This window comes from Psychrobacter sp. AOP7-B1-25, from assembly GCF_052376195.1.
Taxonomy (GTDB): Bacteria; Pseudomonadota; Gammaproteobacteria; order Pseudomonadales; family Moraxellaceae; genus Psychrobacter.
Window position 1 is genome coordinate 260263 of record NZ_JBQSVK010000002.1, and the last position, 19846, is coordinate 280108.

Consider the following 19846-nt stretch of genomic DNA (forward strand, 5'->3'; position numbering starts at 1 on the left):
CTTAGTTACTCTTATTTGAATGATTCTTTTATAAAAATTTGTCGTAATGACTCAATAATACCTTGTCTGCTGATGATAATCTACAAAGCATCTGTGCACTTATATTTTCGGTATTATAAACCATCTATCTCTACTAAAACACAATGATATCTGGCGACTCTATCCTGCCTGTAACATCAGAGATAAGGTCTTATAATCCTTATCAAACGTAGGGTCCGCTGCTCTTAATTCGTTTACTTTATCACAAGCATGCATCACCGTCGTATGGTCACGCCCCCCAAATGATTGACCAATTTCAGGAAAGCTATCGCCTGTCAATTCACGTGATAAAGCCATCGCTATTTGACGTGGTCTTGCAATGCTACGCGTACGTTTACGTCCCATAATATCTTTGACCGTGACATCATAGTATTCGGCAACTATCTTACGGATATTATCCATATTTACAGCTTGTACACGCATCGCAACGATATCTTTTAGCGCATATTGCACCATCTCAAGCGTAATTTGTGCCCCTGTTAAGTTAGCATTGGCAAACACTTGGTTTAAAGCACCTTCCAAACGTCTGACGTTAGATACCACATTTTGTGCAATGAATAGAGCACACTCTTTTGGCAATACCATACCGTAAGAAGCTGCTTTTTTCTGCAGAATCTGTACTCGAGTATCAATCTCAGGAGGATCAACAGCGACTGTTAACCCCCAAGAAAACCGTGATCTAAATCGTTCATCAAATTCTGTCATTTGGGAGGGATGTCGATCAGAGGCTAAAATTAACTGTTTATCACCACTAGTAAAATCTGCAAATAATGTTAAAAACTCATTACTACTTTTAGTCTTGCCTGCTAATACGTGAATATCATCTACAATTAGTAAATCCACTTTCTTTATTTTCTTTTTAAAATCTTCTATTTTATTATTTCTTAATGAATAAACTAATTGATTTATAAATTTTTCAGAAGTGAAATAATAAAAACTTTGATTATTTTTTAAATAGCGATGAGCTACAGAATGCATTAAATGCGTTTTTCCCAATCCAGAAGGACCATATATGAATAAAGGATTGTGACGATTTTTCGATTGGCGCTTACCAAGCTCATAACAGGCCTTGTAAGCCAAGTTATTGGACTTGCCTGTAACGAAGGTTTCAAAGGTGAAGTCAGGATTCAAATAGCTTAGTGATTTTGTATCAGCAGACTCCACTAGCTCATTATGACGCATGTTCGCATCGATATCTGCTTTCGCGTTGTTATGATGAATAGATTCAAACTTGTGTTCGGATGGGGTAGGGGAGACCTCATCTTCTACAAACAAAGAACCTGACTGACCATTATCTTCTTCATTGCGCCCAGCATTATCAACACGTACAACAACCTCTTCAATACTACCTTGACTGTGCTTAGTCACTAATTGCTGAATATCTTGGAGATGATTTTTTTTGATATACGTCACAAAATAATCATTGGGAGCAAGAATGATTAAAGTTTGTGCTTCTTGATGAGCTGACAAAGGTCTCAGCCACATAGTAAACACATTATCTTTGACGTTATAACGCAAATCGTTTAAACATTTATCCCAAATATTTGCTGTGTCTATCATGAAAAATACTAACCTTATAATCTGAAATAATGGTTACGTTACAGCAATATAAATTGCTACTTAAGTCTTGATACTACGTGCAACAACTGGCCGCAAAGCTTGAATTAATAACCTATACGAGGCCGTATATTAAGTAGCGGCTAATTTAACACAAACACCCTGTGGATAAAACCTTGTTTTTTGTGGATAATACTGTGGATAGTTTTGTGCATAACTTTAGAAAGCTAGTTATCCATATTCAACCCACAGGTTATCCACAACCTTACCCATAGTCTAGTAAATTGATAAAAAAGAAGAAAACCGACTTAACCACAGATATTCTTGAGCCCAATAATAACAATACTATACTTATATTAATTAATTATTATTATAGAGTTTGAGCATAACTGTGGATAACTTTTAAAATTGTACAATAGATAACTATAAAATTTGGTTGACTAAACATAGATTTTTAAGAGATTTTTTCTACTAAACTAATAGTATTTTTTTCATGTTTAGAGAAAGACGAAATTAGTTCATTGACCAAAACCATACTGAATGGTATAATCCTCCGTTATTACGAATTTAGTCCATTATTTTGATAGGTGAGTTATGAAACGTACATTCCAACCAAGCGTGATCAAGCGTAAACGTACTCACGGTTTCCGTGCTCGTATGGCAACTAAAAAAGGCCGTCAGGTCTTAGCTCGTCGCCGCGCTAAAGGACGTCATCGCCTTACTGTATAATCAGTAGATTGCGATAAGCATGGCTAATAGTGCTTGTTGTGTTCTTATTGTTTATAGATTGCGATAGTCAATCATCACAACTGACACTTAGCCATATATTAAAAGCGCCCACATTGGCGCTTTTTTTGTCTCTATAATTTGTTACTGTTTCTTCTATCATTATCCTACTAGGTTGTACTATGTCCAATACTCTTTCAGATACACCTACAGCTAGTTTTACTAAGCAACAACGTCTGCTTACTCCTGCAGCCTTTCGTGAGGTCTTTGACGCACCTGAACGCAAGATTCATCAGAGTCACTTGATGGCTTTTGTACGTGCCAATGAACATGAGCAGCCGCGAGTTGGTATGGCTATTACGAAGCGTAAAGTACCTACTGCTGTGGCTCGAAATCTGATTAAAAGATATGTGCGTGAAGAGTTTCGCACAAAAGCTTTTAAAATGGAAAATAAAGATATTGTTTTTATTGTTAAAAAACCTATTAGGGATATAAATAATAAAGAATTAAAAATTCAAATAATTAATATATTTAAAAAAATAGAAGATAAATAAAATGAAATTTTTATTAAAAAATATAAATATAATATTTTTTAATATTTTATTTTATTTAATAATCTTTTACCAAAAAATAGTCAGTCCTATAATACCTGCTCGTTGTCGCTATTATCCAACATGCTCAAATTATGGCAAACAAGCTTTGGCATGGCATGGTGTTCGTAAAGGTAGTTGGTTGTTGCTAAAACGTCTTAGCAGTTGTCACCCTCTGGGTGGACACGGTGTGGATTTTGTACCCTTGCCTTTAGCTTCTTATAGTTATCAATACGTATCTTCTATCAGTGTGTCAGATACTAATATTCAGGGATTGGGTGTCTATCAAGACAATACTAGTTATGTTTCACAGCTTAATCATTTATTGAAATCAATATAAGCTCTCTTTCTCTAGACCCAGATAGATACCCTATTAAGTTACCCACAAGTTATCCACACTCTTGGTATCATTTGAGACAGATTTTTAGTAAAATGATGCACATTTTATGTAAATGACTACTGATGCAGTTGTTTTGTAACAGAACAACTGCGTGACACAGTCATGACACATGCCCTAATTTTTCATTCCCTAATTTTTTAATCTAGGAAAGGTTTATGCAAAAGATATTTCGGGTGATGATCATCATTGCGATGCTAATTACCGCTTATCTGCTGATTTTGGCATGGCGAGATGATTATGCCGATGCTCCAGCAGTAGATGCGGTGCCAGAAACTACGAGTTCGGTAGGTGCTGACATTCCTTCTACTACTGGTGCCGCAGGTGATATTCCGGTACAAACATTACCTGTGGATAACAGTGCTGTGACAGCAACTCCTGCGAAAAATGCTGGTCTAATCACGGTAACAACCGATCGCTATGATATAAAAATCAATCCAGAAGGTGGTGATATTGTTTATGCTGCGCTCAAGCAGTATGACGCAACGCTCGATAGCGATAAGCCTTTCGTACTGTTAGAAAACAACAGTAACCGTGTATATGTGGCTCAATCTGGACTTATTGGTCAGAACGGTATTGATACAGCAGAGGGTAGAGCGACTTATAACCATACTGCTAACAACTATGTAATGGAAGATGGACAGCAAACGTTGTCAGTACCGCTTACTTACAAAAAAGACGGCGTGACGATTACGAAGACGTTCACTTTCACTGAAAACAAATATCCAATCGACATTAGCTATCAGATTCAAAACGCGTCTACCAATGCTTGGCAAGGTCAAATGTTTGCACAGCTAAAGCGTGATGATAGTAAAGATCCTGGTATGTCTGATAAAGGCGCGCTGAGCATGGCGACCTATCTAGGTGGCGCTTGGGGTACACCAGATGATCCTTATAATAAGTTGAAATTTGGTGACTTTAGTGATGGTGAGTTGACGACGACTAGCGATAAAGGCTGGGTTGGTATCGTACAGCATTACTTTGTCTCTGCCTGGACGCCTCAAAACTTCACGGGTAAATTCTTTAGCCGCGAAACTGGTAGTGATTACTTTATTGGCTTTAATAGCCAACCAGTAAACGTAGCACCGAACAAGCAAGTTACTTTGAATGCGACGCTATATTCAGGCCCGAAAGTACAGTCTGAGCTTAAAGATGTAGCGGTAGGTCTCAACCAGACAGTTGATTACGGTTTATTGTGGCCTATATCTAAAGTCTTGTTCGCTATCTTGGATGGTGTCCACAAAGTAGTGGGCAACTGGGGTTGGTCGATTATTATCCTGACTATCTTGGTTAAAATTGCCTTAATGTGGTTCTCTAATAAGAGCTACTACTCTATGGCAAAAATGCGTGCTATCGCACCAAAACTCAAAGTGCTTAAAGAAGAGCATGGCGATGATCGCATGAAAATGTCACAAGAAATGATGGCAATATACAAAGAAGAAAAGGTTAATCCAATGGCGGGTTGTCTACCTATCTTGATGCAGATGCCAATTTTCTTAGCGCTGTATTGGGTATTAGTAGAGAGTGTTGAGCTTCGTCATGCACCATGGATTTTGTGGATTCAAGATCTCTCAGCGATGGATCCATGGTTTATATTACCATTGCTAATGGGTGCTTCAATGTTTGTACAGCAGCAGCTGAACCCTCAGCCAGCTGATCCAATGCAAGCAAAAGTCATGAAGTTCTTACCTATTATCTTTACAGCGTTTATGCTGTTCTTCCCAGCAGGTTTGGTTCTATATTGGACCGTGAATAACTTGTTTAGTATGACTCAACAATATATCGTTAATAGAAAAGTTGAAGAAGAGCAAAAGCGCCGTACGGTAAAAGTCGTTGATTAACTAGCTCTTTGTAAGAAACATAAAAAAAACCATCGCGCAAGCGGTGGTTTTTTTATAGGTGGTGGATAAGTAATGGATTTTATCCACAGCTTATCAACATCAAAACGAAAGTGCGTCTAATACTATCTCCTTTCAAAGTTTGCTTTGTCAGTATGAGTCCAGACGTCTATAATGGAGCTTTTAAACATTGAGAGTAATTGTGGATTCCTTAGAGATAGCATTAGCCAAACCTGATTCTTCTGAAAAATCTAATACATCTGGATTGGCCACAATTGCTGCAATTGCAACGCCGCTTGGACGAGGAGGCGTAGGTGTCATACGTCTGTCAGGCAGTCGTGCTTATGACATAGCATGCGCTTTAACGGATAAGGCTGATTTTACACCACGCATGGCTAGTTTTTGTCGTTTTTATCAAGCTGACGGTACTGTTATCGATGAAGGGCTGGTCTTATTTTTCAAGGGGCCGCATTCGTTCACAGGTGAGGATGTGATTGAGCTGCAAGGGCATGGTGGAGTTATTCTACAAAACCAACTACTCGCGCGTGTATTTGAGTTGGGTGCTAAGCAAGCAAGTGCAGGAGAGTTTTCTTACCGTGCCTTTGATAATGATAAATTGGATTTAGTGCAGGCAGAAGCAATTGCCGATGCGATTGATGCGACCAGTGCTGCCGCGGCCAGTAGTGCCATTCGTTCATTAAGCGGTGAGTTTTCACAGAAGATTAACCAGTTATTAGAACAACTCATTCACCTTCGCTTACACGTTGAAGCTGCGATTGATTTCCCCGACGAAGAAGACGTGGACTTTTTGTCTGATGGAGTCATACAAAGTAAACTTGAGCAGACGCAAGATAAGATACAACAAGTCTTAGCAACGGCAAAGCAAGGTCAGCTTTTGCGCGACGGTATCCATGTCGTGCTAGCAGGTAGGCCAAACGCAGGTAAATCTAGCTTGCTCAACCGCCTTGCAGGGCAAGAGCGTGCTATCGTGACTGATGTCGCCGGTACTACACGTGATACGCTGCAAGAGACAGTCGTGCTCAATGGTTTGACGCTACATCTGACTGACACAGCAGGCCTACGTGAGACAGAAGACACTGTGGAACGTATCGGAATCGAACGTGCCCGTACAGTCATCACGCAGGCTGATATGCTACTGATGGTCTATGATGTGACTCGTGATGTTGAAGAAGAAAGCACACCTTTGCAGCTTGCTGAACAGTTGTTTGGTGAACTGCCAGAAGCTAAACGCTTACTTATCATTGCTAATAAGAGCGATTTGTTGAGCGATAATAATAGAGAAGAAAGTGCTGCTAAGACTCAAGCTGAAATCAAGAATAGAGGTTATCAGCAAGTTAATGTTTCATGTGAAACAGGTATTGGTATTGATGATTTAGTTGAAGCTCTATGTGAGAAAGTAGGCTTTCATCCACCAGAGAATAGCTTAATTGCTCGTACCAGACATCTCGACGCGCTTAGACGAACAGCTAATTTCTTGGCAGAAGCCCATGAGCAATTAACCGTATTTGAAGCGGGTGAATTGGTTGCTGATAGTTTACGTCAAGCACAGCAGAGTTTGGGCGAAATCACAGGTGAGTTCAGTGCTGATGACTTATTAGGTAAAATATTCGGAAGCTTTTGTATTGGTAAATAACTGAAACACGGTGTTCTTTATTATTTAATAAATTAGCTATCTTGAAAACACTGCTCTTATTCTCAATTGTAAAATAAGGAAATGCTATGCACTGTCCGTACTGTAATGCGTCAGAGACCAAGGTTATTGACTCACGTCTTGCTGCGGAAGGGGCACAAGTGCGTCGACGCCGTTCGTGTAACAGCTGCCAAGAACGTTTTACGACTTTTGAGATGGTAGAAGTTGTCATGCCAAGGATTATCAAATCAAGCAACAAGATTGAACCTTACGATAATGAAAAGCTGCGCCGTTCTATTTTGCTACCTTTACAAAAGCGTCCTATCACTATCGATGAGCAAGAGGCGATGATTAGTCGTATTGAAAAGCGTGTTAGGCAGATGGGTGAGCGAGAAATTAGTAGTAAAGTCTTGGGTGAAATTATCATGAGTGAACTCAAAACTTTGGATGATGTCGCCTATGTACGCTTCGCTAGCGTGTATCGCGACTTTCAAGATATCGATGCATTTCATCAGGAAATTGCCAATATTCGTCCAAATGAAAAGTAAGCAAACCAACCTAATAAGTAAATTGTAACGGTTAATCAGCTTTCGAAACTTATTTTCTTATATAGAACTATCAATCATTTATTAAGCCTAGCCTTATGTCTATTCAAAGCCATGCTCAAGATGCACAAGACCGCTACTTTATGATGCTTGCTATCGAACAAGCGAAGCGCGGTTTGTATACTACTAGACCGAATCCTGCAGTGGGCTGCGTTATGGTTCAGGCAGAGCGGATTGTTGGTCAAGGGTTTCACCCGAAAGCTGGCGAACCACATGCAGAAGTGTTTGCGCTTAAAGAGGCTGGTACACAGGCAGCAAGGGCAACTGCTTACGTTACATTAGAGCCATGTAGTCATACGGGACGTACACCGCCATGTGCATTGGCGCTGGTTGCTGCTAAGATAAAGCGCGTTGTGATTGCAGGTCTAGATCCAAATCCACAGGTCGCAGGTCGCGGTGTGAAACTATTAGAGCAAGCTGGCATTGAGGTAACAGTCGGTGTCTTGACAGGGCAGGCAGAAGCACTAAACCGTGGTTTTCTAAAAGCTATGCGCACTCAGATGCCCTATGTACGATTGAAAATAGCGACCAGTCTAGACGGCCGTACAGCGATGGCATCTGGTGAATCAAAGTGGATTACCTCGACAGCTGCCCGCGAAGATGTACAAAAACTACGAGCACAAAGTGGTGCGATTATCACAGGTAGCGAAACCGTAATAACTGATAACCCACAGCTCAATGTGCGCTCAAGACAATTGGACGTACCACCTGAAAAAATACCTAACCCTAAGATAGTCATACTTGATAGGCGCCAGCGTTTAAAGCATAGCCTACAGTCTGATTATCAGCTGTGTCAGCATCCAGATACTATCTATTGGTATGAAGACGATTTACCAGCGTTGTTAGCAAAGTTAGTCAGTGAGCACCAGTGCTATGATGTGTTGGTGGAGGCAGGTGCTAGCGTTGCAGGTAGTTTTTTGAGTCAACAGTTGGTAGATGAGTTAATCGTATATCAAGCACCTTGTTTACTGGGTGATGAAGCTCGTCCAATGGTTGATTTCAATCCTATGTTCCTAGCTCAGCAGTTACGGTTTGATATAGAAAGTCATCAGCAGCTTGGCCCAGATCTTAAATTAACCCTATTACCTCTGTAAATATTCTTCGTATAAGTAGGTTGTCCACAAATTATAAGAATAAGCTTAGAATATGGATAAAAAAATAATTGATTTAAGTGTTTCACATGAAACTGTGTATAACTTTGTTTCACATGAAACAAGAAAGATGTATATTTCTCAAATACATTTATAAATATTATTTTAAATCAAAAACTTAGCTTTTGTTTTCTAGATGAGTACGTACTATGAGAAATTTACATTTGTTGTGGATAACTATGTATTTATAGATGCTTTCAGTTATATCTCTATTGATTTATCCCTACTTATCCACAATCTATCCTATTAAAGGTCAAGTCTAACGATGTTTCACTGTCAGCTATTTGAACAAATTGTGATAAAGAATTGATAGCTGATTTGATAAACTAAAACATATCGCCTATAACGGCAATACTGTAATAAGATGAGGATAATATGTTTACTGGAATTATAGAAAGCGTTGGAAAAGTTAAATCGATGCAGGCGACAGGCGGTGACATACGTTTGACGGTAGAGTCTGATGACTTAGATTTCAGTGACGTGAAGCTAGGCGATTCTATTGCATCAAATGGTATTTGTTTAACTGTGGTGGAGTTCGGGAGTAACTACTATTCTGTTGATGTCTCACGTGAAACTATTGCTAGAACAGCATTAGAAGGGTTAAAAGCAGGACATACGGTCAATCTAGAAAAGGCCATGCTACCGACGACTCGTTTTGGTGGTCATATTGTCGCTGGTCATGTAGATGGAGTAGGGGTCGTTAGTAAATTACAACAAGATGCTCGTTCTATCTATATTGAGATTGAGATACCGCAGGAGCTGGCGCACTATACAGCGACCAAAGGTTCTATCACAGTAGATGGTATTAGTCTGACGACCAATTTAGTGCGTGACAATATTGTTTCTCTAAATATCATTCCGCATACTGCTCAAGTGACAAATATCGCTAAGCATTGGTTGGTAGGCAACAAAGTAAATATTGAAGTAGATATCGTTGCCCGTTATCTAGAGCGTCTACTAAATAAATCTCAATCTGGTGGTATGAATGCCTCAAACCCGCAAAGCCAAATCACAGAAGCATTTTTGGCCGATAATGGGTTTATGAAATAACCACTAAGCTTGCAAAGATGTCATATTCGTATCAAGCGTTTCGCCCTTTCGATATTGCTTAAACTGAGCGATATCGAAAGGGTGTTTTTATTTGTTTTTAAAGTTTATTGTATAAAACTCTGCAAAACAGATTCTAAGTCTTTCTTACTAATGGGTTTGGATAAGAACTCGTCCATACCTACTTGCATACAAGCCTCGCGATCTTCTTCTGTATTATTCGCAGTTAGCGCCACAATGGGTATTTTATCACCTTGTGAACGAATCACTTGTGTGGCTTGTAAGCCATCCATAACAGGCATTCGGCAGTCCATCAAAATCAAAGAAATCTCTTCACGCTGACTTTTGAGTTTTTCAAGTGCTTGCTGTCCGTCTTCTGCAACAATACTACGATAACCGAGTTTACTTAACATTTTGCAGGCTATTTTTTGGTTAGTAGGACTGTCTTCTGCGACCAAAATCAGTGGAGGCAAAGCTTCTTTTTCAGATATATCTTTTTCCACAAAAGATGGGCTGCTGTCATATTGATGTTTGACCAGTATGTTTAGTTTTCTCCTTGTAGACAAGGACAAGCGTAGCAGTTCAGAAAGTAATAAACTTGCATCTAGGGGTTTGGTGAGAAAGCCATCATATTGACCCAGTAAAGTAGAGGGGATATGCCTCTCAGGTTTCATGCTAAGTAATATCTTTGGTAATGAAGGCGTAGCGATTAGGTCGTTTAACACTTCCTGTTGCTCACTATACTTGTTGCTCGCATGAGCTGATGAGGTGATGGATTGGCTGTATTCATAATCTAATAACAAGACAGGAATGACGGTTTGCTCATCTTGTTTTAATTTTTTCTTTAGCTGCTGTACAGTGGCTCTATCTAAAATGCTGTAGGTGGTCACGGATATCGTTAAGTACTCGCACAAACGTTGTAAATGTTTAGCAACTAAAGGCTGATTAATGATAGCGATCAGATGAATATGGGGTAGCTGCGAACAACGATGATATACCGACTGATAAGTGGAATGAGGATAAGGAAGGTAAAGGTTAAATATCGTCTCTTTATCCACCGTAGTGTTTAGTTCGATAAAACCGCCAAGTAACTTAGCGAAGCTATTGGCATCATTCAAGCCAATATTACTGTCTTCCACTAAGTTATGATTGGTTTGGTCACTATTTTGATTCAAAATGGTGACTAATTGATTTTGTCTCTCAGGAGTAATAGTTGATCCAGTGTCTTTTACGCTAAACTGAATCCAATAAGGTGTCTGCGCAGGTATTGTAGGGTCATTGTCAGGAGTCAAATACTGATTGCTTACTCGCGTTACTTTATCTTCAGATACACGATCCACAGTGAGCGCGACATAGCCTGACGTTGTAAAGCTAATGGCGTTTTTCAACAGGTTTAATAGGATATGGTGCAGTCGAATGTAATCAGTTTCGATATAACGAGGACAGTCTGGCGCAAAGAAGTAGATCAATTCTAACCCTTGTTGTCTTATTTCTTTTGTGACTAAATTACTAACCTTTTTGCTTACCTTATAAATATCAACCGTTTCAATACTTAGATGTGTTTTTCTGACTTCAACTTCTTCTGTCGCTAACGTGTCATTGAGTGTCGCTAGCATCTTTTGACTGGTTGCAATCAATGTATTTAGAGTTTTTTTGCCTTGATCCGTCAATGTTGAAGGGTCGATGGGCTCTAACGAATCAATTATCTTCTCTAGTGGTAGCCTTAACTTACGACCTATAAATGCTCGGGCTTCGTTTGATTCATTAATTTGTAATTGCAGTTGTTGGTTGTGCAGCTGTAATTGTTCAATTTGATTGGTAAATTCATCAATATTACTAAGAAGTACTGTAAAGCCGTGAGCTTGTCCGTGTTCACCAAACCATGGGGTAACGTGTAGTTGGTAGGCTTGTTTGTTTTCCAAGCCATAAACTATGAGTGTACGAGTAACGCGTAAACTCGAGATGTTTTGTAAGAGTATTTGAGTCGCCTCATCTTTCCCTTCAACGAAATCAGTCAACTGATAGCTCTGTTCCCTCTGAGTAGAAGGGATGAATACCTGTTCAAAGCGTTGATTGTAGAAACTGATTTGATCATGACGTATGCTCATCAACATCGGTAGGGGTGCTTGATCAACCAAACGTTCTAAACGATGAGTCAACGTTTTGATATGCCGATAATCATTATGCATTTGGTAGCTGGCGCGACTTAGTGCATGACCTAAAAGCATGAACTCGGTAGTAGATTTTTTCTGTAAGAAAGGCGGTGGCGTATAGGACTCTTTGGCGCGATTGCTCAAATTATCGGTATAAACCAGTAATTGCTCCCAGTTGGTTCGACGATCAAGCATATAAAGTAATGCTATGAAGAAAAGTACGATAGCTACCATCAAAGGGAGCCAATAACGGTAGGATACCCAATCGACATCAAAAGGTTCGTGGCGCAATATGATGTAAATTTGATGTCCGCTGTTTAGGTTAATCGTTCCTGTTAATTCATTGCTGTTGACTGTGTAAGAGCTATGATCATTGCTGTTAGAAGTTGATGTGCCAATAGTAGGAAAAGTAACGGTAGAAAAAGCAGACTCATTGGGAAGAGTGTTATGGTGAATATAGGTCTGTCCAGAAGGCATCATTAAAATCAGTTGGTAACTGATACGATCAAAAGTAGGCTGTTCTAAGATCTCTTTTATTTCATTATCTACAGGCGCTGCATGCTCAACGATATTGTGCTGTAAAGAATGAAAAGTATCTATGCTGTGTTGCTCGCTATGTTTCTGCAACCCATCAAACAGTGTGACATAGTACAGCAGTAACATAACCATTAGAGATAAGGTATAAAAAATCAATAAGCGCTGTAAGGACTGATACTGTTGCATGAAAGCGTTGCCCTATCTCGACACGAAAAAATATAGTGAAACTAAAATGAGGTTTCTACATACAGAAAGTGGATTATACGATAGCTAGATTGCCTAAAGGTATAAATGCTTACTTCTATTTATAGCAGAATAACAGCTCTCTGTTTATAGAGAGTGGTTGTTAACATCAAATTGTTTTGTAAAAGATATAAATAGAACATTTAATATTCTTTATATTATAAGGATAAACCATGTCATCGGTTATCATGAAGTGAAGCCATTACAATCATGGCACTGCGCCGTAAACTCACCTATAATGAACAAATAAACCTTATATAATGTATGACTATGACTACTCCCACCTTTGATACATCCAATTCGTTCACTGACCATGATACCCCAACTACTTATCGATTGAGGGTAGTATTTGCAGGGACACCTGAATTTGCAGCTATCAGTCTATCAGCATTGATCGATCAGCAGGAAGCACTCAATATAGAGATAGTCGCTGTTTATACGCAGCCTGATCGTAAAGCAGGTCGTGGTCAAAAACTGTCAGCTTCTGCGGTAAAAGAAGTCGCATTAGCGCATGATATCGTTGTAGAGCAACCAGCTACCTTCAAGAAATCTAGCGCAGAGGGCTTAGCTGCACGGCAAACGCTACGCAGCTATCAGCCAGATGTGATGATTGTCGCCGCTTACGGATTGATTTTGCCTATTGGTGTGTTAAATACGCCTACTCATGGTTGCTTAAACATTCATGCTTCATTATTGCCACGATGGCGCGGTGCGGCGCCAATACACCGCGCGCTGTTGGCTGGCGATGATGAAACAGGCATTACCATTATGCAGATGGATAAGGGCTTAGATACTGGCAATATGATTTACAAAACCAGCGCTCGTATTGAGGCTGATGATACTGCTGCCAGTCTCCACGATAAAATGGCTGAGCTTGGTGCGAATGCCATTAGCACTGTATTACAAGATTTGCCACATTATCAAGCGCAAGCTGTGGTTCAAGATGAGAGTCAGGCTAACTATGCTGAAAAGCTGGTCAAAACCGAAGGTGAGATTGTCTGGTCGCAGTCTGCCGCTGCTATCGAGCGCCAAATCCGAGGGCTGACGCCATGGCCAGGTGCGTATACTTTCCTCGAGGGACAACGGGTCAAAATATTGGCTAGCATGCCTGTCAATACGTCGCAGCCAACCAATGAGGCTGCTGGAACGGTTATCAGTGTCGGTCGCAAAGCGATTCTAGTCGCTTGTGGTAAAGAGAGCGAAGCTGAATCAGCAGCCACTACGTTAGCCATTACTCGCTTACAGTTTGCGGGTGGTAAGCCAATGACTGCTGAACAAGTTTGTCACGGCAACCAATTAAATGACGGCGATCAATTTACGACAGAATCAAAATAACTTTTACTTATATTTAACCTACTTGCACAAGACGATATCGATCATACGTCAAGGAAATAAAATTTAATGAGACAAAACAGTACTGCGCCTAGAAACAATAAGCTCAAACCATCAAGCAACCTTATTATGAATGGCAGCGTACGCGTGCGTGTGATTCGTACCTTATTGGCTATTCAAAACGGCCAGTCGCTCTCAAGCGTCCTTGATCCATTACTAAATAGTCTACACGATGGCGACAAAGGTTTTGCCCATGCCTTACTGCTCACGACATTGCGTCAATGGCATGCGCTGGCACGTTTGCTCGATACGCTAGCAGATAACCCGATTGATGAAGTGGAAGTTCGTACCACTATTCAAGTAGGTTTAGTGCAATTGCTGTATTTAGAAGTGGCTGACCATGCTGCGATTCATGAAACTGTTGAAGCAGCAAAAGAGATTGGATTTGCTCATTCTACTGGTCTAGTCAATGCTATTTTGCGCAAAGTTGCTAAGAACCCAAGTAAGTTTCGTAAGAAGTGCGATAAAAAGCATAGCCTACCGAATTGGCTTGCTTATCAGCTTAAGCAAGACTGGAGCGAGCAGTATGATGAGCTAACACAAGGCTTACGCCAACCAGCACCGATGTTTTTACGAGTAAACTCGTCGGTTACGTCGGTAGAAGATTATCATCATGCACTGTATGGTGCAGAAGTTGATGCTGACATCGTTGAACTCACGAGTGGTTTCAAATTATTGGACGCGTCAGAGTCTGCTACGGCTCCAACGCTATCAACCAAAGGTCTTAGACTACATCAAAGCACAGCCGTTAATGCGTTACCTGAATTTGCCCAAGGAACTGCTAGCGTCCAAGACATGCATGCCCAGCTAGCAGCACCGATTATCAATAAAGCATTGATGGCTAAGCTTAGTGCTGAAAACAACAATGCTGATATAAACAGTTCTGAAGTTGCCGACATTGATGGTACTGATAGCGATAGTACTGAAAAAGGAATACATATTTTAGATGCTTGTGCGGCACCTGGTGGCAAGCTTGCTCATTGGTTAGAGATCATAAGTGCTAACGATCAATCGTCATTGTTTCACGTGAAACAAGATAACGTTGAAACATTATCTGTGGCTACCAATCTCAAAGTAACAGCTATTGATAATGAAGCACCACGTATCGAGCGTATTCGTGAGAACTTACAGCGTTTAAATTTAAGTCAGCATGATTTGCAGCAAGCAGAGAAAGGTGTCGCACTTAACATCGTTTGTGCCGATGCAACCAGATGGCAACATGGAAAAAATAAAAAAGCGGCTACTAATGAGCCAGTATTTGATGCGATATTATTGGACTCTCCTTGTACCGCGACCGGCGTGATTCGTCGTCATCCTGATATCAGTATCCTGCGTACTGAAGAGGATGTCGAGCAAACGGCACTATTGCAAGCAGACATTTTGCATAATTTATGGCCACAACTCAAAGCTGGTGGCTACCTGCTGTATGTGACATGCTCTATCTTAAAGCAAGAGAACGTCGAGCAAATGCAGGACTTCATCACTCATCATAATGATGCGGTAGTGATTGAGTTTACAGAGGATTGCAACTGGGGTATCGAACAAGCAATTGGTCGACAGTGCTTACCGATTGATAGCGCAAGTGGCGATGGTTTTTATTATGCGTTGCTACAAAAAACAGCTGAATAAACCGTTTTTAACTATTGAATAACATTATTGTAGACAGGACAAGCTAATGAAATATATCAGTACTCGTGGTCAGACAGCGCCGATGGATTTTAGTGATGTGCTTTTGATGGGTCTTGCCCCAGATGGCGGTCTGATGCTGCCTGAGCAGTACCCAAACATCGATAGTGCAACCCTTAATGAGTGGCGTACGCTAAGCTATCCGCAGCTTGCTATGGCGATTATGCAGCATTTTGCCACTGATATTCCTACGGCTGATTTGCAAGATATTATTGAACGTACTTATACCGCTGAGGTATTTGGTAGTGAAGAGATTGTTCCTGTCCGCAAACTTGAGGACAGTTTATATATTCTAGGGCTATCAAATGGTCCAACATTAGCCTTTAAAGATGTAGCTATGCAGTTCTTAGGTAATGCTTTTGAATATGTGCTTAAGAAAAAAGATGCGCGTATCACCATTATTGGTGCGACTAGTGGTGACACAGGTAGTGCAGCAGAGTACGCACTACGTGGCAAAGAAAACATCGAAGTCTTTATGCTGTCGCCTCATGGCAAAATGAGTGAATTCCAACGTGCGCAGATGTATAGCTTGACCGATTATAATATTCATAACATTGCTATTGATGGTATGTTTGATGACTGCCAAGATATTGTCAAAGCGCTACAGCAAGATGCTGAGTTTAAGGCAGCTTATAATCTAGGTACGGTAAACTCAATCAACTGGGGCCGTATCCTAGCTCAGGTTGTTTACTATTTTAAAGCCTACTTCGCTGTGACTTCAAACAACGATGAAAAAGTCAGCTTTAGTGTACCATCGGGCAATTTCGGTAATATTTGTGCTGGTCATATCGCTCGTGAAATGGGGCTACCAATTGACCGTTTGATTGTCGCAACAAATGAAAACGATGTATTGAATGACTTTTTTAACCAAGGCGCATACCAACCGCGTCCGACTGAAAAAACCTATGTAACGTCAAGTCCTTCAATGGATATTTCAAAAGCCTCTAATTTTGAGCGTTTTGTGTATCTATTATTGGATAAAGACAGTGCGCGTGTTCATGAGTTATTTGACGGCGTAAAATCAGGTCGAGGATTTGATTTGTCTAACTTGATGGAGACGGTCAATAACCGTTATGGATTTGCTGCAGGAAAATCTACTCATAACGACCGCCTACAGACTATTAAGGCGCTTTACGAGCAGTACGGTGAATTGGTTGATCCACATACTGCAGACGGAATTAAAGTCGCCAAAGATTTACAGCTAGATGGTGAAATCATAGTTTGTGCAGAGACAGCATTACCAGTTAAATTTGCTGACACTATCGTGGAGTCGGTAGGCCAAATAGATATTGAGCGTCCAGCGCATACCAAAGGTTTGGAAGACTTACCACAGCATGTGGTTGTATTAGGTAACGAGGCCGAGCTAGTCGCTGAGCAAATTCGTCAGCATGTCACACCGAATCCTGCTTAGGTAGTTAAGGCTTTTAGGCCTATCATCGATAAAAAAGTGTCCACGTAAAAGTTACACTATTGTAATAAAGTGTTTATGATTGTGTTATGGTAGATATAATTGTAATATTAAAAAATAGCGCCAGCAAGTCATCATTGTGCTAGGCGCTTTTTTAGGAATTATTCTAGCCAATTATGCTAAACAGTTACCCTATAGTTACTATGAGAAATTTGTTGATAAGTTACTGATAAAATTGATTCTTTGCTGAGTTAAAAAATCTCTACAGTGATAAATTAAATACGACTTTTCATAGCAAATATAGTGGTACATATTGTGGATATAACGATGAAGATGAGCTTAAAAAAAATAGCAAAAGCACTGCTGATTACGACGTTTAGTAGCGCCATGTTGATGAGCACAGCTCAAGCAAACAATCCTCCACCTGCTATCAAAGCTGATGCACCTAATCGTTATACTGTCAAAAAAGGCGATACCTTATGGGATATCTCAGGTCGCTATCTAGATAGCCCGTGGCGCTGGACAGAAATCTGGGCAACCAATAAGCAAATTAAAAATCCAAACCTTATCTATCCTGATGACATTCTTATCTTATGTGTGATTCAAGGTAAAACACTGATAGGCGTTGATACAGGTGAAGGCTGTGCTGGCATTGAAAAACAGCTTAGTGGGAATGTAAGTACAAGTACGCTCACGATTACCTCAACCGCTAATAGCGTTCCTCCGATTCCGTGGTCAGCGGTTCAGCATTGGCTTGATAAAACGCTTATCGTTGATCCTCAAGACTTCAATACCACTCCCTATATTCTAGCGTCTAAAAATCGTAATTTGATTACCGCTAGTGGTGATAAGGTCTATGCTAAAGGTGTCCCACTTATCGTGGGTCAGCGTTACGGAGTTTACCGTGAGGGTGAGCTATACGTGGACCCTAAGACCCAAGAAATGATTGGCTTAGAAGTTACACAAGTAGCGACGGGTCTTGTTACGTCTACAGAGAGTAATGGTGTGACTAGTTTGCAGCTTATCGATAGCTATGGCAAAGAAGTGCGTGAAGGAGATCGCGTATTTGTAGAGTTAGACAATGCTATTCCCCCTATCTTTTATCCAACGCCTGCGAGTGTCAGTCGTGGTGGTATGATTGTACGTGTGATGGATTCTATCAGCTCGGCTGCGAAGGGCAGTGTGGTCGCTATCAATTTAGGTAGTTTGCAGGGCGCTAAGCCAGGTGATGTGCTGACGGTTTATCAAAAAGGACCTTTGGTACGTGATACTAAGGACAACGACACGCCTGTACGCCTACCAAACGAGCCTAGCGGTATGGTGATGGTTTTCAATACCTTTGATCACATCAGCTATGCTTATGTACTAGACTCTGAGTTACCACTTAATATTGGTGATCAGTTATTGCCACCTCCTTATTTATAAATAGCGATAAGGCTTCATTAAGCAATATATTAAACGACATACTAACCTAAGCTTGCCTATACGAGACAGATGACAATGACGACAGTCACCTCTTCTTTATCCGACGATCAGCGTGCTATTTTAGCGCTGTGGTACGAGGTGAATGCGTCGTTATCTGCTTATCACAAACTCATTACCTCTTTTGGTTATCCGCAGCTTGCTTGGCAAGCTAAAGTAGAAGCATGGAAGCAGCTAGGCATTCATCATACCCATCTAAAACGTCATGAACAGCCAGAGCAAACACTCGCTAATATCGAGAAAATTCACCAAGCATTGATAGAGGGACGCTATGGTTTGTTATTTGCTGATGATTCCGACTATCCTGCCCAACTCTCACAAATATACGATCCACCACCCTTATTATTTTATCGTGGCAATAGCGCGCGCCTACATCAGGCACAAATCGCTATAGTAGGTAGTCGAAAACCCACTGCACATGCGCAAAAAATTACTTTCGATATGGCGCAGTACTTAGCGCAAGCAGGTTACATCATCACTAGCGGTCTAGCTATGGGTGTGGATAAACGTGCGCATTTAGGTGCACTAGCACAGACAGACTCTGACTATCAGGGACGGACAGTTGGGGTAATGGGTACGGGAATCGATGTAAACTATCCTAATCATAGGGATCAGTTGTTTACTAAAGTTATCGAGCAAGGTGGCTGCATCATCAGTGAGTTACTACCGCATACTCAGCCGCATAAACATACGTTTCCGCGTCGCAATCGTCTGGTAGCTGGGCTGAGTCTCGCAACCATTGTGACGGAAGCGACGATCAAAAGTGGCTCGCTTATCACTGCACGTCTAACGTCTGAGCAAGGTAAGCAGGTCTTTGCCATTCCCAGTCATATTGATAATAGTAATGCAGAGGGTTGCCATCATTTGATACGTGAAGGCGCGACTTTAGTTTATCATCCTCAGCAAGTACTAGAAGACGTCTATGGTCAGCTTGACTATAATCAAGGCGCTTATAGAGCAGCGAACGCGACCAACTCCAATAATTACTCGAACATTACTCAAACTTCTGATGCGCTTGAGACAAAAGTAAAAGCTAACTTAATCCAGCCCACTGACCAGCAACCATCCTCTGAGATAAAGCCTGCTCGTAGCACAGTCGTTGTACCTGAGCATTTAGCTATAATCTATGAGCAGCTTGATTGGCATGGGCAGGATTTAGATGCGCTTGTTAGTGTAACCAAGCTTGCACCACCGCAGTTGATTGGTCAGCTGATGGAGCTTGAGCTAATGGGTCTCATCAGCGAACAGGGCGGACGATATTTACGCGTTTAAAAGACTGAAAACATTCCTTATTAGACAGTGGCATAGATAGTCTTAGTTATAGACTCTCCTAGATAATATCTT

Annotated in this window: 15 protein-coding genes; 13 read left to right on the top strand and 2 right to left on the bottom strand. The window is 40.8% G+C overall.

Going from position 1 to position 19846, the window contains the following annotated elements; translation table 11 throughout:
* Positions 1 to 159: 159 nt before the first annotated feature.
* A complete protein-coding gene (dnaA, locus tag ACT3QR_RS03760; protein ID WP_444520052.1) occupies positions 160 to 1599 on the bottom strand; it encodes a chromosomal replication initiator protein DnaA in 1440 nt (479 codons plus the stop codon).
* Positions 1600 to 2190: 591 nt separating this feature from the next.
* On the opposite strand from dnaA, the gene rpmH reads away from it, so the two are divergent.
* From rpmH to ACT3QR_RS03800, 8 genes are all read left to right on the top strand, one after another.
* Positions 2191 to 2325 carry a 50S ribosomal protein L34 gene (gene rpmH / locus ACT3QR_RS03765; protein WP_007394757.1) on the top strand — a complete coding sequence of 45 codons (135 nt, stop codon included), beginning with the start codon at positions 2191 to 2193 and terminating at the stop codon, positions 2323 to 2325.
* A gap of 179 nt (positions 2326 to 2504) precedes the next feature.
* Positions 2505 to 2876 carry a ribonuclease P protein component gene (gene rnpA / locus ACT3QR_RS03770; protein WP_444520053.1) on the top strand — a complete coding sequence of 124 codons (372 nt, stop codon included), beginning with the start codon at positions 2505 to 2507 and terminating at the stop codon, positions 2874 to 2876.
* Position 2877: 1 nt separating this feature from the next.
* Positions 2878 to 3252 carry a membrane protein insertion efficiency factor YidD gene (yidD, locus tag ACT3QR_RS03775; RefSeq protein WP_444520054.1) on the top strand — a complete coding sequence of 125 codons (375 nt, stop codon included), beginning with the start codon at positions 2878 to 2880 and terminating at the stop codon, positions 3250 to 3252.
* 215 nt (positions 3253 to 3467) lie between these two features.
* Entirely contained in the window at positions 3468 to 5150 is a 1683-nt protein-coding gene (gene yidC / locus ACT3QR_RS03780) for a membrane protein insertase YidC (protein ID WP_444520055.1), read from the top strand.
* Between the two features lie 214 nt (positions 5151 to 5364).
* On the top strand, positions 5365 to 6801 hold the full coding sequence (gene mnmE / locus ACT3QR_RS03785) for a tRNA uridine-5-carboxymethylaminomethyl(34) synthesis GTPase MnmE (RefSeq protein ID WP_444520106.1): 1437 nt from the start codon (positions 5365 to 5367) through the stop codon (positions 6799 to 6801).
* Between the two features lie 86 nt (positions 6802 to 6887).
* Positions 6888 to 7346: a transcriptional regulator NrdR gene (nrdR, locus tag ACT3QR_RS03790; RefSeq protein WP_057762240.1), complete on the top strand. Its 459-nt coding sequence runs from the start codon at positions 6888 to 6890 to the stop codon at positions 7344 to 7346.
* 95 nt (positions 7347 to 7441) lie between these two features.
* The gene (gene ribD, locus ACT3QR_RS03795; protein WP_444520056.1) at positions 7442 to 8497 is read left to right on the top strand and encodes a bifunctional diaminohydroxyphosphoribosylaminopyrimidine deaminase/5-amino-6-(5-phosphoribosylamino)uracil reductase RibD; all 1056 of its coding nucleotides are present in this window, start codon (positions 7442 to 7444) and stop codon (positions 8495 to 8497) included.
* A 432-nt stretch (positions 8498 to 8929) separates the two neighbouring features.
* On the top strand, positions 8930 to 9604 hold the full coding sequence (locus ACT3QR_RS03800; protein WP_444520057.1) for a riboflavin synthase: 675 nt from the start codon (positions 8930 to 8932) through the stop codon (positions 9602 to 9604).
* A gap of 104 nt (positions 9605 to 9708) precedes the next feature.
* Here the strand turns inward: ACT3QR_RS03800 and ACT3QR_RS03805 are convergent, their stop codons facing one another.
* Positions 9709 to 12477, bottom strand: coding sequence for a response regulator (locus ACT3QR_RS03805; RefSeq protein WP_444520058.1), 2769 nt, complete (start codon positions 12475 to 12477; stop codon positions 9709 to 9711).
* A gap of 327 nt (positions 12478 to 12804) precedes the next feature.
* Here ACT3QR_RS03805 and fmt point away from each other — a divergent pair, with 327 nt between their 5' ends.
* From fmt to dprA, 5 genes are all read left to right on the top strand, one after another.
* Positions 12805 to 13869 (top strand): methionyl-tRNA formyltransferase, encoded by a 1065-nt coding sequence (gene fmt, locus ACT3QR_RS03810; protein WP_444520059.1) that lies wholly within the window; start codon positions 12805 to 12807, stop codon positions 13867 to 13869.
* A 66-nt stretch (positions 13870 to 13935) separates the two neighbouring features.
* Entirely contained in the window at positions 13936 to 15555 is a 1620-nt protein-coding gene (locus ACT3QR_RS03815) for a transcription antitermination factor NusB (protein WP_444520060.1), read from the top strand.
* 46 nt (positions 15556 to 15601) lie between these two features.
* Positions 15602 to 17023, top strand: a complete 1422-nt coding sequence (gene thrC / locus ACT3QR_RS03820; RefSeq protein WP_444520061.1) for a threonine synthase — start codon at positions 15602 to 15604, stop codon at positions 17021 to 17023.
* 324 nt (positions 17024 to 17347) lie between these two features.
* A complete protein-coding gene (locus tag ACT3QR_RS03825) occupies positions 17348 to 18445 on the top strand; it encodes a LysM peptidoglycan-binding domain-containing protein (RefSeq protein WP_444520062.1) in 1098 nt (365 codons plus the stop codon).
* Positions 18446 to 18520: 75 nt separating this feature from the next.
* The gene (dprA, locus tag ACT3QR_RS03830) at positions 18521 to 19774 is read left to right on the top strand and encodes a DNA-processing protein DprA (protein ID WP_444520107.1); all 1254 of its coding nucleotides are present in this window, start codon (positions 18521 to 18523) and stop codon (positions 19772 to 19774) included.
* Positions 19775 to 19846: the final 72 nt, after the last annotated feature.